Below are 14,074 nucleotides of genomic sequence, written 5' to 3' on the forward strand. Positions count from 1 at the left end.
CGTCCCCACGAGGCAGCGCGAGCGGGTCGCCGTCCGGTCATCGTGGACGGCGGCCCACCGGTTCAGGGGGTGATGCCGAGGGCCGGCAGCAGCGCCGCGTCGACGAACCTGACCAGGTAGTCGGCGTCGGCGTACCGGCCCTCCAGCACCGGCCGGATGCGCAGCACACCCATCAGCTGCGCCGGCAGGAACTCCACCGCGGGGTGGTCCGCGCGGATCTCGCCCCGCGCCACCGCCCGCGCGACGATCGCGTCGAAGGCGGCGAGCTCGGGCTCCACCAGGGCTTCGCGCAGCGCGCGCTGGAGCTCCTCGTCGCTGAGGACGGCGTGCCCCAGGGCCTGGGTGAGCCGGGTGTCGCTGCCCGAGGTGCCGGCCGCGATGCGGGCGGCCTCCCGCAGGTCCCCGACGAGTGTTCCCGTGTCCACGCTGGCCAGCGTGCGGTCGGTCCGGCTCGCACGCAGGGCCGCCGCGACGAGCTGCGGCTTGGTCCGCCACTGCCGGTAGAGCGTGGATTTTCCGCAGCTGGCGCGGGCGGCGACGCCCTCCATGGTGAGGGCCTCGTACCCGTGCTCGCGCAGGGCGTCCAGGACGGCGTCGTAGAACTCCTGCTCGCGCTCCGGGCTGATCTTGGAGCGGCGCGCGGTGACCTGCGGCGTCGACGTCATGGGGGTGGGCTCTCCTCGCTGCTTCCGGGCGGCCTGTTCCGTGCTCCGAGTGTACGGCTCATGGAGACTATCGGAACACCAGCGTATCGATACGCCAATGTATCGATACACTGGCGTGTCGATGCGGAACGGATTCGGCCGGCGGCCACCCCGTCGCGGTCCCTCCCGCCCCGATCGGCAGCAGCACCAGCAGCACCGGCACGACCAGCAGCACCACCAGCAGGACACCCGAAAGAAGTGAGACCGGGGGATGACCTCCCACACCACACCCGGCGGGCCACGCGCCGCCGGGAAGAAGGACGAAAGGCGGCGGCTCATACGCGAGCTGCTGCTCGTCGCGGGACTGTTCGCCGTCTACAAGGCGGGTCGGACGCTCTCCACGGGCCGCACCGGCGAAGCCTTCCGCAACGCCGACCTGGTGTGGGACGCCGAACGCGCCCTGCGCCTGCCGGGCGAGGGCGCCGTACAGCGGCTCCTCCTCCACTCGGACGCCGTCGTGCACACGGCCAACACGTACTACGCGGCCGTGCACTTCCCGGCGACCGCCCTGTTCCTGATCTGGCTCTACCTGCGCAGACCCGCCCACTACCTGTGGACCCGGCGGGTCCTCGCGCTCCTCACCGGCGCCGCCCTCGCTCTGCACCTCGCCTTCCCGCTCGCGCCCCCGCGCATGCTGGAAGCGGCGCGCATGGTGGACACCGGCCTGGTCTACGGCCCCTCCGTCTACGGGGCCGCCCCCGCCACCGACACCATGGCGAACCAGTTCGCCGCGATGCCGTCGCTGCACTTCGGATGGGCCCTGATGCTGGCCCTCGGCATGATCGCCGCGACGTCCTCGCGACTGCGCGTGCTGTGGCTGCTGCACCCGCTCGTCACCCTGCTCGTGGTGGTGGGCACGGCCAACCACTACTGGCTCGACGCCCTCGTGGCGACCGCCCTGCTGGGCGGCGCCCTCCTGCTGGTTCCCCGGCCGGTCGGGGCCTCCGTGCCGGCGGGGCGGGTCGCGCCGACACCGCCGGGCGGGCCGGTCGCCCCGGCCGAGGCGGATGCACCGGTTGCACCGGTCGGACCGGTTCCGGTGGGGGACGTGGCTCCCGGCGGAGGCCACGTCCCGATCGGGTCGCCCGGGCCCGGCTCCGCCCGGGGCGGCGCACCGGGCCGCGCCGTGGTGCCCGCACCCGTGCGGGACGGCGCTCCCTCGGCCGATTCCGACGGGGTGGCCGTGGCGGCCTCCGGGGCGAGAGGGGCCGGGCGGTGAACGCCACCGCCCTCGCCGTGGTCCTCTGCCTGGCCTCCGCGGTGACGTACGCGGCCGCCGCCGTCGCCCAGGAACGCCTCGCCCGTCGGGCCGTCGCCCGCAGCGCCAAGGCCCTCCTCGGCAACGGCGACTGGTGGTGGTCGGCCGGGCTGAACGCCGCCGCCGCCCTCCTGCACGCCGCCGCCCTGCGCTACGGCCCCCTCACCCTGGTCCAGCCCCTCGGCGCGCTCACCCTGGTGGCCGCCGTCCCGCTCGGCGCCCGAGGAGCCGGACGCCGGGTCGCGGCCACCGAGTGGAGGGGCACCGCCGCCACCGTCGCCGGCCTCGGACTGCTCCTCCTCCCCGCCTCCGGCCCCGCCCCCGACGACACCCTCACCCTCACCGAGGCCCTCGCCGTCTCCGGGGCCACCGCGGCCGTGATCCTGCTGCTCACCGCCCGCAAGGACCCCCGTACGGGGCTGCGGCACGCGACCGCTTCCGGGCTGGCCTCCGCCGCCGCCTCCGCGCTGACCCAGACCGTGGCCGTCGCGGCGGGTCGCGGCGGAGCCCTGCTGAGCTTTCGGGTCGCCGCCGTCGCCCTGCTCGTGGCCGTCTTCGCGGTGGGCGGCATGCTGCTCTCCCAACGGGCCTACCGGGGCGGTCTCGGGGCTCCGCTGGCCGTCGTGAACCTCGCCAACCCGCTGGCCGCCGCCGCGATCGGCATGGTCCTGCTCGGCGAACGACTCCAGGGCGGTGCGGTCGGAGTCCTCCTCGCGACCGGAGGCGCCCTCGCCGCCACCCGCGGCGTCCTACTGCTGACCCGTACGTCGGAACCCCCGGCGTCCCGGGAACGAGCCGGCGGGGAAGCCCTGTCCCACGCCCCGGCCCCGGCCCCGACTCCGGTCCGTCCCCCCATCGCCCAGGTCCCGACGGGTCCCGCACTGCCGCGACCGTAGATCCCTGTCGGTTCCGTCGGGCCCCGCCCCCGGCGGGAACCGACAACGAACCGGCAGGAGCCGACAGGGCCGGCCCGGTCGGCCCCCACCGGCACCGGGGCGCCGTACGACCCGCCACATTCCGCCGGCCCGTGGACACCTGTGTCGTGCCGTGCGGGCCCGCGCCTACGCTGGGCCCGCACGGCGCGACGCAACGAACCGCGAGGAGCCCGGATCCACATGAGCGTCACCCCCGTCCCCACCGCCGACCTGTACGACGAGCACGGTGAGGGCCTCGGCATCTGCACCACCGCCTTCCGGCGCATCGGCGGTCGGGCCCTCTTCGCCGGACCCGTCCGCACCGTCCGCTGCCACGAGGACAACGCCCTGCTGCGTGAACTCCTCCACACGCCCGGTGACGGCGCGGTCCTGGTCGTGGACGGCGGAGGCTCGCTGCGCACGGCCCTGGTCGGCGACCTCATCGCCGGCGCGGCGCAGCGCTCCGGCTGGGCCGGCCTGATCGTCAACGGCGCCGTCCGCGACAGCGTCGCCCTGGGCGGGCTCGACCTCGGCGTGCAGGCACTCGGCACCTGCCCCCGCAAGAGCGGCAAGACCGGCGCGGGCGCCGTGGACGAACCCGTCACCATCGGCGGGGTGACCTTCCGCACGGGCGACACCGTGTACGTCGACGACGACGGCGTCGTGGTGCTGCCCGCCGGTCACTGACCGCCGCCGGACAGGGGCGGGATCCCGCCACGTCCGGGCCGGCAACCCTGGCGGCCCGCGGCCCCGACGCGTTTCACTGCGGGGCCATGAGAAGACTCCGGATCCTGGGCCTGCTGACCGCGCTCACCCTCGCCGCGGGCACCCCGGTGACCACCGCGGGACCCGCGGCGGCGGCCCCCGCCCGGGCCGCCGCGGGAGCCACCGCGTCGCCCACCCCCGAACCGCCCGCCGAGTTCGGGACGGACTGGCACGACCCCGTCACCGCCGCCCCGCCCGTCGAACGGCCGGCCACCCGCTCCTGCCGCGTGACCCTCGCCGAGGCCCGGTTCAGCGATTTCACCCCCTACCGCGGGAACTACACCCCGCCCGAGGACTGCGGCCGCAGCCGCTGGGCGAAGGTCGTGCTGCGCCTCGACGGCAGCGTCAAGGGACGCCAGTACGACCGCCTGGGCAACCTCACCCTCGGCGGCGTCGAGATCCTGCGCACCTCCACCCCGCAGCCCTCGCCCGACGGCATCACCTGGAACGTGGAGAAGGACGTCACCCACTACCGCGACACCCTCAGCCGGCCGCAACCCGTCGAGATGCTGATCGGCAACGTCGTCAACGACACCTACACCGGTGTCATCGACGTCAGGGTCACCCTCACCTTCCACGTCGCCGAAGGCGCCACCGCCCCCGCCGACACCCCGGACCTGGTCCTCCCGCTCACCACCCCCGCCGTCACCACCCCGCGCAACACCGAGCGGGTCATCGCCGAGGTGTACGCCACCGGCTCGGGTGGCGGCTGCGAGGAGTACTGGTACCTGACCGTCCCGGACGCCGCGCCCTACTCCTGCAAGGCCACCGACGGCCCCTACCGCGAAGTGCGGGTGTCGGTCGACGGCCGGCTCGCCGGCATCGCCGCGCCCTTCCCCACCGTCTGGACCGGCGGCTGGTCGAACCCCTTCCTCTGGTACGTCACCCCGGGGCCGCGCGCGTTCGACGTCCAACCGATCCGCTACGACCTCAGCCCCTACGCCGCCCTCCTCAACGACGGCCGCCCCCACCGCGTCGAGGTCTCCGTCACCGGCGTACCGGCAGGGCAGAGCGGCTGGAGCACCCCCGCCAACCTGCTGCTCTGGCAGGACCACGGCCGCCGGGTCGTCACCGGCGCCCTCACCCGCCACGACGAGGACACCCCGACCCGCTCCACCCACTGGACCCCCGCACCCACGGGCGGCGAACACCGCCTCGACACGACCGGCGGCCACCGGCTCACCGTCGCCGGATACCTGGACACCTCCCACGGCCGGGTCACCACCACCGTCACCCGGGCCGTCCGCAACACCTCCGCGCACCGCTGGACCGACGGCGAGGCACGGGACGCGCTGACCGCCTCGTGGAACGACGAGGAGAGCGTGACCCGGGGCACCACGACCACCCGCACCGTCCGCACGTACACCATGGACGGCGCGACCACCCTCGGCGCCGGTGACCGGCTGCGCACGGTCCTCTCGCTCGGCGACCGCGCGGACACGGTCACCCTCCGCGGCGGCCGCGAGGTCGACCGGTCGGCGCTCGACGACCGGTACACGGGCGACGCGACGTACACGACGAACGTCCCGCGCGACCAGCGGCACGCGGTGGGCACCACGACCGCCCGATACCGCCTGTACGGGACCGGAAGCGGAGACGGCTGCTACGACCGGACGGTGGCAACCGCCCAGGGCGCCCTCACGGTGGACCGCCGCCACTGCTGACGGCAGCGCCCCCTACGATGACGCCCCATGGAGACGAGTGAGGCCGGCAGACGGCTCGTGGACGGCAGATTCGAGCTGATCGGCCCGCTGGGCGCGGGCGGCATGGGAACGGTGTGGCGCGCCCGTGACATCGCCCTGCACCGCGACGTCGCACTGAAGGAGGTGCGCCCGCCGGACCCGGCCATGGCCGCCGCCCAGCCCGACCTCGCCGTCCAACTGCGCGAACGGGCCGTCCGCGAGGCCCGCGCCCTCGCCCGCCTCGCCCACCCGAACGTGGTCACCATCCACCACATCGTCGAACCGGCGGAAGGCTCCGACGGCCACCCCTGGATCGTCATGGAAATGGTCAAGGGCGGCTCCCTGCACGACCGCCTCGCCGCCGGCCCGATGCCCGTCGCCGACGTGCTGCGGCTCGGGCTCGACGTCCTCTCCGCGCTGCGGGCCGCCCACGCCGAAGGGGTGCTCCACCGGGACGTGAAACCGGCCAACGTCCTGTTGCGGCCCGACGGCTCGGCCGTCCTGACCGACTTCGGCATCGCCGCCCTGCACGGCTCGACCGCCCTCACCTCGACCGGGGTCCTGATCGGCTCGCCGGAGTACATCGCACCCGAGCGGGTGCGGGGCGAGGAAGGGCTGGCCGCCTCGGACCTCTGGTCGCTCGGCATGCTGCTGTACGTCGCGGCGGAGGGGGTCCACCCGCTGCGCCGCGCCACCAGCCTCGCCACCGTCGTGGCGATCCTGGACGAGCCGATCCCCGCTCCCTCCCGTTCCGGCCCGCTGGCCCCCGTGCTGGAGCGGCTGCTCGTACGGGATCCGGCCGTGCGGCCCGACGGCGCCGCCCTGGAAGCGCTGCTCCGCGGCGCGCAGGGCGCCACCGGCGGACCCGGGCCGGCTGCGCCGGCCGCCTTCGGACAGTACGGTCCGCCCGCCACCACCACCCGCCCCGTCCCGCTGCCCGGAACGCCCCCGACCGGCGGCCCCAACCCGTACGCGACGCCGGCACCCTTCCCGCGGCAGCCGTTCGTACCCGGGAGCGGGACCACCTCGGTGTCGGGGACGTCCGGTGCCGCTCGCCCCGCCCGGTCCCGGATCGTGCCGGCCGTCCTCCTGACGGCCGTCCTGGCCGGTGCGGGGTTCGGCGTGGTCCAACTGCTCCCCGACGGCGGGACGGACGGCGACGACGAGGCGAAGGGGGGCAGGTCCACCGCCTCCACCCCGGCCACGCCCGGCCCCTCGGCGGCCGGAGCCACGGGAACCCCGAAGGCGGCGACGTCCAAGGCGCCGACCGCGGGTACGGACAGGAAGGCCGGCGGGAGCCTGCTCACCCCGGACGGGGTCCGCACGGCCCTGGCCGCGTTGAAGGAGAAGACCGGCACCACCACCTTCGTCGACATGAAGGTCTACGAGGAGTACGTGATCGCCGCGGTCCCCACCGCCCCCGGCGCGAGGACCGTCGACTCCTGGCAGTACCGGGACGGCGTGGCCAGGCGCACCGGCCCCAACGGCACCGTGAAGGAGGGCGCACCGCTCATCGACATGGGAGCCGTCAGCTGGGACGCGCTGCCCGGCCTGCTGGAGCAGGCGCAACGGGAGCTGAAGGTGGAGAAGCCGACCTCGCGCTACGTCATCGTCGACCCGTGGATGATGGACCAGGAGCCCTGCATGCGTCCCTACCTCAGCGACGAGTACGGCCAGGGCGGCTACGTCCTGGCCGGGATCGACGGCAAGGTCAGGAAGGTGGTGCCCTCCTGACATCGTGCACCGGCACCCGCACCCGTACGCGTACGGTTCGGCGCGTACGGTCCGACCGACACGGTTCGAGGAGCACGGACACCATGCCCAGTTGGCGCACCACCCTCACCGGGGCGGGGATCTCCGACCCCCGGCTGAGGGCCGACTACACCCATGCGGCCCGCCGGGTCCTGCGCCGCGAGCCCGCTCCGTACCTGACGCTGCGCCTGCTGGCCGCGCCGCCGCTGGTCCCCGCCCTCGCGGCCGGTCTGGCCTTCATGAACCGGGTCGACGACGTCGCGGAGAGCGGCGCCCCGGCCGCGCGGGCCTCGGGTCTCGCCGCCCTGACCGAGCGGACCGGGGCCGCCCTGGCCACCGGGGAGAGCGCCGACCCCCTGCTGCGGGCCTACGCCCACGCCGTACGCGGCCGGGGGCTGCCGGTCGACGTGGTCACCCGTTTCCTGGAGGGCGCCGCCACCGCCGAGGCGGTGTTCGACGGCTTCGCGACCGAGCGGGATTTCCAGGACTACCTCGACGCCTACGCCTGGCCCGGGGTGATGGCCTTCACCGGCCTCCAGTACCGGTGCGGCCCGGACGAGGAACAGGCCGCGGGCTGGCGCAGGTTCGTGGACGCCGCGCAGCGGGTCGACTTCCTGGCCGACCTCGCCGGGGACCTCGCCGACGGGCGGCTGTGCATCCCCCGGGAGCGGCTCGCCGAACACGCCGTGACCCGCGCCGACCTGGAGGCGGCCCGTGACACCCCGGCCGTCCGCGGCCTGCTCGCCGCGGAATGCCTGCGCGCCCGTACCGCCCTCCGCGCCGCCGACGGGATCGTCGACCTGGCCGAACCGGGGCTGCGGCCCGTGGTCACGACCATGACGGAGTTGATGGGCCACCAGCTGACGGCCGTGGAGCGGGCCGGGACGCGCGCCCTGCGCAAGGACGTCGGCTACGGTTTGGTGGCCCCGCTGCGCACCCTGGCGCGGGCGCTGGTGCGGCGTCGTGCGGCAGAGCCCGTCAGTAGGCGCCGTTGACGTTGTCGATCGAACCGTAGCGGGCTGCCGCGTAGTTGCAGGCGGCGGTGATGTTCGCGACCGGGTCGTAGGAGTCGTGCGGGGTGCCGGGGACGTGGTAGGCGCGGAAGGTCGGGTCGATGACCTGGAGGAGTCCCTTGGAGGGGATCCCGGCCGCGGCGTTGGAGTCCCAATTGTTGATCGCCCGCGGATTCCCCGAGGACTCCCGCATCACGTTGCGGTGAATTCCGTTGTAGCTGCCGGGAATTCCGTGCCGGGCCATGACGGCCAAGGACTCCCGGATCCAACCGTCGAGGTTGTCCGGGTACGACTCGGCGGCGGCCTTCGCGGTGGTCTTCGAGGCCGCCTGGGTGGCACCCTTCGCGGCGACGCCGAGTTGCAGGGTGAGCCCGGGACGGATCGCCGAGGGGTTGCTGCCGACCGCCGCGCGGTTCGCCGCGTACAGCTGCTCCCAGCCGCCGGTGAGGGAATGCTTCGCCGCGATCTTGGACAGGGTGTCGCCGGCGACGACGGAATAGGTGGCGGGCGCGGCTACGGAATGCACGGCGGGCGCCGCCACGGTCTCCGCCGCGCCGGCCGTCGTGGCGCTGATCAGCGGGAGGGCGAGAGCGGCCGTGCCCGTGCCGGCGAATGCCAGGCGACGGGTGAGCGGGTTCTGCTTCGGCCTGCGGTGCTTTCCCTTTGCGGGCATGGCGCTATTCCTCACGTGGGGGTACGGGAGAGCCCCGGCGGCGGCCTTATTCGGCGTCGGCCGCTGGGAGTGAGGGTGACCGTAGGCGAGTGCGCGGGGCCGCAACAAGATGCGAATTGCCGAGGTGGATCGACTCCCCGGTTCCCGCCGCCAAATGACCATGAAAAGGAGATCCGGCCGATGGCGGATTTCCTTTCGGGGGAAAGGGAATCCGCCATTCCGTAGAAATGATGTTGTCCCGCTCCGCGTGACTGACATCACGGTTTCAGGGGCTCGAATCCATTTCGGTCAATTACCCGCCCGATGCTCCTGATTCGGGCTACCGGGTCGTTGGTTGTGAATCGCCCATACCGGGGATTACGGGACATCCCTCAGGGGTGCGCGGGCAGGCCCGCTGCGTTCGGTCCGGACGCCGGGAGTTCAGCGAGGGCCTCAAGGGCCGCTCCGACCGCCGCGTCCGACGCCGGCAGCAGGGGGAGCCGTACGTCCGGCGACGGGATCCGGCCCAGGGCGTGCAGCACCCCCTTGAGCACCGTCGGGTTCGGCTCCGTGAAGACCGTCGAGGAGAGCCGGGCCAGCGCGTGGCCCAGGGCTCGGGCGCGCATGACGTCACCGCCCTCCCAGGCCGTGGTCAGCTCCACGAACCGCCCCGTCGCCAGGTGCGCCGAGGCCAGGATCCCGCCCGCCGCGCCGAGGGCGAGCATCGGCGACAGGTACGCGTCGTCCCCCGCAAGCGCGGCGAAGCCGGCCGGCAGCGCGCCCATCAGCTCGACCGTGTCCCGGTCGATCCCGCCGGACGCGTACTTCACCCCGACCACCCCCGGCAGGGACCCCAGGGCCACCAGCGCCGCCGCGTCCAACCGCTGCCCCGTGCGGTACGGGACGTGATAGACGATCAGCGGCACCGGGCTCACCTCCACCAGCCGCTCGAAGTGCGCCAGCACCCCCGCCGCCGAGGGCCGCACGAACGGCGGCACCGTGACCAGGGCCGCCCCCACCTCCGGCCACCGTGCCAGTCGGAGCAGCGAGGCCTCCGCGGCGCGGGTGGCGCTCGCCCTGGCGCCCACGGTCAGCAGCGCGCCGCGCTCCCCGCAGACCCGGGCGCAGACCCCGGTGACGAGGTCCCGCTCGGCCTCGTCGAGTGAGGCGCTCTCGGCGGTGGTGCCGAGGGCGACGATCCCGGCCGCCCCGGCGTCGAGCACCTCGTGGGCGAGGGCTTCCAAGGCCTCGGCGGCCACGTCCCCGGCCGGGGTGAAGGGCGTGACGAGCGGGACGTGGATCCCGCCGGGTACGGGCCCCCGGGTGATGTCGTGCGCGGGGGCCGGGGCGGGATCCCGGACGATGTCGGGAGCGGTGCCCGGGGCCGGATCACGGGCGATGCCGTACGTGGTGCCCCGGGCGGGGGCGTGGGCGATGTCCTGGAAGGTTTCCTGGTGCATGAGCAGAGCCTCGCCCGCGACGACCGTCGAATCCAGTTCGTATTCCTTACCCGAACCGTAAGCTGATCCGATGCTCGACGTACGCCGCCTGCGCCTGCTGCGCGAACTCGCCCGGCGCGGCACCATCGCCGCCGTGGCCGAGTCCCTGTCCTTCAGCCCATCGGCGGTATCCCAGCAACTCGGCGTCCTCGAACGCGAGGCGGGGCTACCGCTCCTCGAACGCACCGGGCGCCGGGTCCGCCTCACCCCGGCCGCGCAGAACCTGGTCCGCCACGCCGAGGTCGTCCTCGAACGACTGGAGCAGGCCGACGCGGAACTCGCCGAGGCCCGCACCGGCCTGGCCGGAGCCCTGCGCATCGGGGCCTTCCCCACCGCGACCCGGGCCATCGTCCCGGCGGCCCTCGCCGACCTGGCCCGGCGCCACCCGGGGCTGGAGCCGATGCTCAGCGAGACCGATCCGGCCGCCGTCGCGCACGCGCTGCGGGCCGGTGAGCTGGACGTGGCGCTGGTCCACTCCTACGACTTCGTCCCCGACCCGGAGGAACCGGGCCTGACCACCCGTCCCTTGTACCGCGAGGCCATGTACCTGGCGGCCCCCGCCACCGGACCGGAGCCGGGCACCGACGGAACGCCGCTCCCCGGCCCGCTCCCCGGCAGCGCCCCCGACCCCGGTGCCGCGCCCGGCCAGGACGAGGTCCTGCGGTCCCACCGGGACGCCCCCTGGATCACCGCCACGCCCGGGACGCTCTGCCACGCCATGACGGTCCGGGCCTGCCAGGCCGCCGGTTTCAGCCCGCGCGTCCGGCACCGGGTCGACGAGTTCGCCACCGTCCTCGCCCTCGTCTCGGCGGGGCTCGGGGTCGCCGTGGTGCCGCAGCTCGGGACCCCGGGACCCGAGGTGCCGGGCGTCGCCCTCACCCGGCTGCGCATGGAACGACGTACCCGGATCGCCTTCCGCAGCGGAGCCGGCGCGCACCCCGCCGTGGCCGCGTTCACCGCTTCGCTGCGATCCGCCCTACCGTCGGATCTGGCCGGTCGGAGCGCCGGAACGTGACACGGCTCCCGCACCGCCCGCGGCCCGTGTACGTTCGTTGATCCAGAGGTGCCGGAGATCCGAGGTCCAGAGACCCTGAGACCACAGGACCGCGGCACCGGGACCGAACTACCAGAGCGGGGTACGACGTGACGCATCGTGTACGAGGGGTCATCGCGCGCGGCAAGGGCGCACCGGTGGAGGTGACCACGATCCTCGTGCCCGACCCGGGGCCCGGAGAGGCCCTGGTCAAGATCCAGGCCTGCGGGGTCTGTCATACCGATCTGCACTACCGGGAGGGCGGGATCAACGACGAGTTCCCGTTCCTCCTCGGCCACGAGGCGGCCGGCGTCGTCGAGTCCGTCGGCCCGGACGTCACCTCAGTGGCCCCCGGTGACTTCGTGGTCCTCAACTGGCGCGCGGTGTGCGGGAACTGTCGGGCGTGCCGCCGCGGCCGCCCCTGGTACTGCTTCGCCACGCACAACGCCGGTCAGTCCATGACGTTGGAGGACGGCACGCCGCTGTCCCCGGCGCTGGGCATCGGAGCCTTCGCCGAGAAGACCCTCGTGGCCGCCGGACAGTGCACCAAGGTGGACCCGGCCGCCTCGCCCGCCGCCGCCGGCCTCCTGGGCTGCGGGGTGATGGCCGGCCTCGGCGCCGCCCTGAACACGGGCAACGTCGGCCGCGGGGACTCGGTCGCCGTCATCGGTTGCGGGGGAGTGGGCAGCGCGGCGGTCGCCGGAGCCCGGCTCGCGGGAGCCTCCCGGATCATCGCCGTCGACCTCGACGACCGGAAGCTGGAGTGGGCGCGCGGCCTCGGAGCCACCCACACGGTCAACGGCGGTACGCAGGACGTCGTCAAGGCGATCCAGGAACTGACGGGCGGCAACGGCGCCGACGTCGTCATCGAGGCCGTCGGCCGCCCCGAGACGTACCGGCAGGCCTTCTACGCCCGCGACCTCGCCGGCACCGTCGTCCTGGTGGGTGTCCCGACGCCCGAGATGAAGCTCGAACTCCCCCTGCTGGACGTCTTCGGGCGCGGCGGCGCCCTCAAGTCGTCCTGGTACGGGGACTGCCTGCCCGAGCGCGACTTCCCCCTCCTGATCGACCTGTACCTCCAGGGACGGCTGGACCTCGACGCCTTCGTCTCCGAGACCATTCCGCTCGACGGCGTGGAGGAGGCCTTCGCCCGGATGGAACGGGGCGAGGTCCTCCGCTCGGTGGTCCAGTTCTGACGGAGGCCCGGTTCTGACGGAGGCCCGGATCCGAGGACGCGGCGGCCGGGTGGCGTGGCGGCCGGATGCCGTGGCGGCGTGATGGCCGGTGCCGTGGCGCCCGCCCCGGCACCGCGCTGCTCGGCCGGGCCGCGGGGCCACGACCTACACTCGGCCCGTCCGCCGAAATCCCCGCCCCGCACCCCGCCGCGATCCGGCCGGGGCGCGGGCGCGCGGGATCCGTACCCACACCCCAGGGGCCGTTCGTGACCGTCGCCCACAGCTACCGCCAGCCCGGTGTCGTCCTCACCGACCACCACTTCACCGTCCCCCTCGACCACTCCCGCCCCGACGGCGAGCGGATCGAGCTCTACGCCCGTGAGGTCGTGGCCGGTGGACAGGACCCCGAACGACTGCCCTGGCTGCTGTACCTGGAGGGCGGTCCGGGCTTCGGTGCGCGACGGTTCGTCGGCCGGCAGGCGTGGCTGGAGCGGGCGCTCACCACCTACCGCGTCCTGCTCCTCGACCAGCGCGGCACGGGGCGCTCCACACCTCTCACCCGGCAAACGCTGCCCCTGCGGGGGAATCCCGCCCAGCAGGCCGAGTACCTGGCGCACTTCCGGTCCGACTCCATCGTCCGGGACGCGGAGGCCGTGCGACCCGGACTGACGGGAGGCGCGCCCTGGACCGTCCTCGGTCAGAGCTTCGGCGGGTTCTGCGCCACCCGCTACCTCTCGACGGCCCCCGAGGGCCTCACCGCAGCCGTCGTCACCGGCGGACTGCCCTCCCTCGACGCCACCGCGGACGAGGTGTACGAGGCCGCGTACCCGCGCGTCGAGCGCAAGAACCTCGCGCACTACGCCCGCTACCCCATGGACGTGGAACGCGCCCGTCGTATCGCCGCCCACCTCGCCGAGCGGCCCGCCCTGCTCCCCGGTGGCTACCGGCTGACCGTCGAGGCCTTCCAGTCCCTCGGCATGCTCCTGGGCTCCGGCGACGGCAGCCACCACCTGCACCACCTGCTGGAGGACGCCTTCGTCCCGACCGTGGGCGGGCCCGCCCTCTCCGACGCCTTCCTGGAGAACGTCCACGCGCAGCTCTCCTTCGCCGGGCACCCCCTCTACGCGCTGCTCCACGAGTCGATCTACGCCCAGGACCCGGCCGTGCCCACCGGCTGGGCCGCCGAACGGGTCCGCGCGGGCCTGGCGCGGTTCGACGCGGCCAAGACCCTCACGGGCGACGAACCGCTCCTGTTCACCGGGGAGACCATTCACCCCTGGCACTTCACCTCGGACCCGGCCCTCGCCCCGCTGCGCGAGACCGCCGAACTGCTGGCGGCCCGCACCGGGTGGCAGCCGCTGTACGACGCCGACCGCCTCGCCGCCAACGAGGTTCCGGTCGCGGCCGCCGTCTATCACGACGACATGTACGTCGACACCGACCACTCCCTGCGCACGGCCCGCGCCATCAGGGGCCTGAGGACCTGGGTGACGGACGAGTTCGAGCACGACGGCGTCCGCGCCGGAGGCCCCCGCGTCCTGGACCGGCTGCTCACCCTGCTCGACGACCGACCGTGAGGATGTGACGTGGAACCGCTCGACGACCGACCGGTCGCCGGCGCCGCCCC

Annotated in this window: 12 protein-coding genes; 9 read left to right on the top strand and 3 right to left on the bottom strand. The window is 74.3% G+C overall.

Features of this window, described 5'->3' with window-relative positions; all coding sequences use genetic code 11:
* Window positions 1-62 precede the first annotated feature (62 nt).
* Complete coding sequence (locus ACZ58N_RS15895; RefSeq protein WP_471159459.1) at window positions 63-665, bottom strand: TetR/AcrR family transcriptional regulator; 603 nt, start codon at window positions 663-665, stop codon at window positions 63-65.
* A gap of 250 nt (window positions 666-915) precedes the next feature.
* Here ACZ58N_RS15895 and ACZ58N_RS15900 point away from each other — a divergent pair, with 250 nt between their 5' ends.
* From ACZ58N_RS15900 to ACZ58N_RS15925, 6 genes are all read left to right on the top strand, one after another.
* Window positions 916-1,923: a phosphatase PAP2 family protein gene (locus ACZ58N_RS15900; protein ID WP_471159461.1), complete on the top strand. Its 1,008-nt coding sequence runs from the start codon at window positions 916-918 to the stop codon at window positions 1,921-1,923.
* Window positions 1,920-2,858: a DMT family transporter gene (locus tag ACZ58N_RS15905; protein ID WP_471159463.1), complete on the top strand. Its 939-nt coding sequence runs from the start codon at window positions 1,920-1,922 to the stop codon at window positions 2,856-2,858. Before ACZ58N_RS15900 ends, ACZ58N_RS15905 begins: the two co-directional genes overlap by 4 nt.
* Window positions 2,859-3,077: 219 nt before the next feature.
* Complete coding sequence (rraA, locus tag ACZ58N_RS15910) at window positions 3,078-3,563, top strand: ribonuclease E activity regulator RraA (protein ID WP_471159465.1); 486 nt, start codon at window positions 3,078-3,080, stop codon at window positions 3,561-3,563.
* 86 nt (window positions 3,564-3,649) lie between these two features.
* Entirely contained in the window at window positions 3,650-5,305 is a 1,656-nt protein-coding gene (locus ACZ58N_RS15915) for a peptide-N4-asparagine amidase (RefSeq protein ID WP_471159467.1), read from the top strand.
* Between the two features lie 27 nt (window positions 5,306-5,332).
* The gene (locus ACZ58N_RS15920; protein ID WP_471159469.1) at window positions 5,333-7,057 is read left to right on the top strand and encodes a serine/threonine-protein kinase; all 1,725 of its coding nucleotides are present in this window, start codon (window positions 5,333-5,335) and stop codon (window positions 7,055-7,057) included.
* 83 nt (window positions 7,058-7,140) lie between these two features.
* Window positions 7,141-8,070 carry a squalene/phytoene synthase family protein gene (locus tag ACZ58N_RS15925; RefSeq protein ID WP_471159471.1) on the top strand — a complete coding sequence of 310 codons (930 nt, stop codon included), beginning with the start codon at window positions 7,141-7,143 and terminating at the stop codon, window positions 8,068-8,070.
* Here the strand turns inward: ACZ58N_RS15925 and ACZ58N_RS15930 are convergent.
* Both ACZ58N_RS15930 and ACZ58N_RS15935 read right to left on the bottom strand, forming a co-directional pair.
* Window positions 8,054-8,761, bottom strand: a complete 708-nt coding sequence (locus ACZ58N_RS15930; RefSeq protein WP_471159473.1) for a transglycosylase SLT domain-containing protein — start codon at window positions 8,759-8,761, stop codon at window positions 8,054-8,056. The two genes, ACZ58N_RS15925 and ACZ58N_RS15930, sit on opposite strands and share 17 nt — an antisense overlap.
* Window positions 8,762-9,132: 371 nt before the next feature.
* Window positions 9,133-10,200, bottom strand: a complete 1,068-nt coding sequence (locus tag ACZ58N_RS15935) for a dihydrodipicolinate synthase family protein (RefSeq protein WP_471159475.1) — start codon at window positions 10,198-10,200, stop codon at window positions 9,133-9,135.
* A 70-nt stretch (window positions 10,201-10,270) separates the two neighbouring features.
* Here ACZ58N_RS15935 and ACZ58N_RS15940 point away from each other — a divergent pair, with 70 nt between their 5' ends.
* The 3 genes from ACZ58N_RS15940 to ACZ58N_RS15950 all read left to right on the top strand — a co-directional run bounded on the left by ACZ58N_RS15940 (window position 10,271) and on the right by ACZ58N_RS15950 (window position 14,024).
* On the top strand, window positions 10,271-11,254 hold the full coding sequence (locus ACZ58N_RS15940) for a LysR family transcriptional regulator (protein WP_471159477.1): 984 nt from the start codon (window positions 10,271-10,273) through the stop codon (window positions 11,252-11,254).
* 128 nt (window positions 11,255-11,382) lie between these two features.
* Window positions 11,383-12,468: an S-(hydroxymethyl)mycothiol dehydrogenase gene (locus ACZ58N_RS15945; protein ID WP_471159479.1), complete on the top strand. Its 1,086-nt coding sequence runs from the start codon at window positions 11,383-11,385 to the stop codon at window positions 12,466-12,468.
* A 245-nt stretch (window positions 12,469-12,713) separates the two neighbouring features.
* Entirely contained in the window at window positions 12,714-14,024 is a 1,311-nt protein-coding gene (locus tag ACZ58N_RS15950) for an alpha/beta fold hydrolase (RefSeq protein WP_471159481.1), read from the top strand.
* Window positions 14,025-14,074 lie beyond the last annotated feature (50 nt).

This window comes from Streptomyces sp. NPDC040432 (assembly GCF_055595445.1).

Coding starts and splice junctions, on each gene's coding strand:
- ACZ58N_RS15895 (WP_471159459.1), bottom strand. CDS start 665: ATGACGTCGACGCCGCAGGTCACCGCGCGCCGCTCCAAGATCAGCCCG.
- ACZ58N_RS15900 (WP_471159461.1), top strand. CDS start 916: ATGACCTCCCACACCACACCCGGCGGGCCACGCGCCGCCGGGAAGAAG.
- rraA (WP_471159465.1), top strand. CDS start 3,078: ATGAGCGTCACCCCCGTCCCCACCGCCGACCTGTACGACGAGCACGGT.
- ACZ58N_RS15915 (WP_471159467.1), top strand. CDS start 3,650: ATGAGAAGACTCCGGATCCTGGGCCTGCTGACCGCGCTCACCCTCGCC.
- ACZ58N_RS15920 (WP_471159469.1), top strand. CDS start 5,333: ATGGAGACGAGTGAGGCCGGCAGACGGCTCGTGGACGGCAGATTCGAG.
- ACZ58N_RS15925 (WP_471159471.1), top strand. CDS start 7,141: ATGCCCAGTTGGCGCACCACCCTCACCGGGGCGGGGATCTCCGACCCC.
- ACZ58N_RS15930 (WP_471159473.1), bottom strand. CDS start 8,761: ATGCCCGCAAAGGGAAAGCACCGCAGGCCGAAGCAGAACCCGCTCACC.
- ACZ58N_RS15935 (WP_471159475.1), bottom strand. CDS start 10,200: ATGCACCAGGAAACCTTCCAGGACATCGCCCACGCCCCCGCCCGGGGC.
- ACZ58N_RS15940 (WP_471159477.1), top strand. CDS start 10,271: ATGCTCGACGTACGCCGCCTGCGCCTGCTGCGCGAACTCGCCCGGCGC.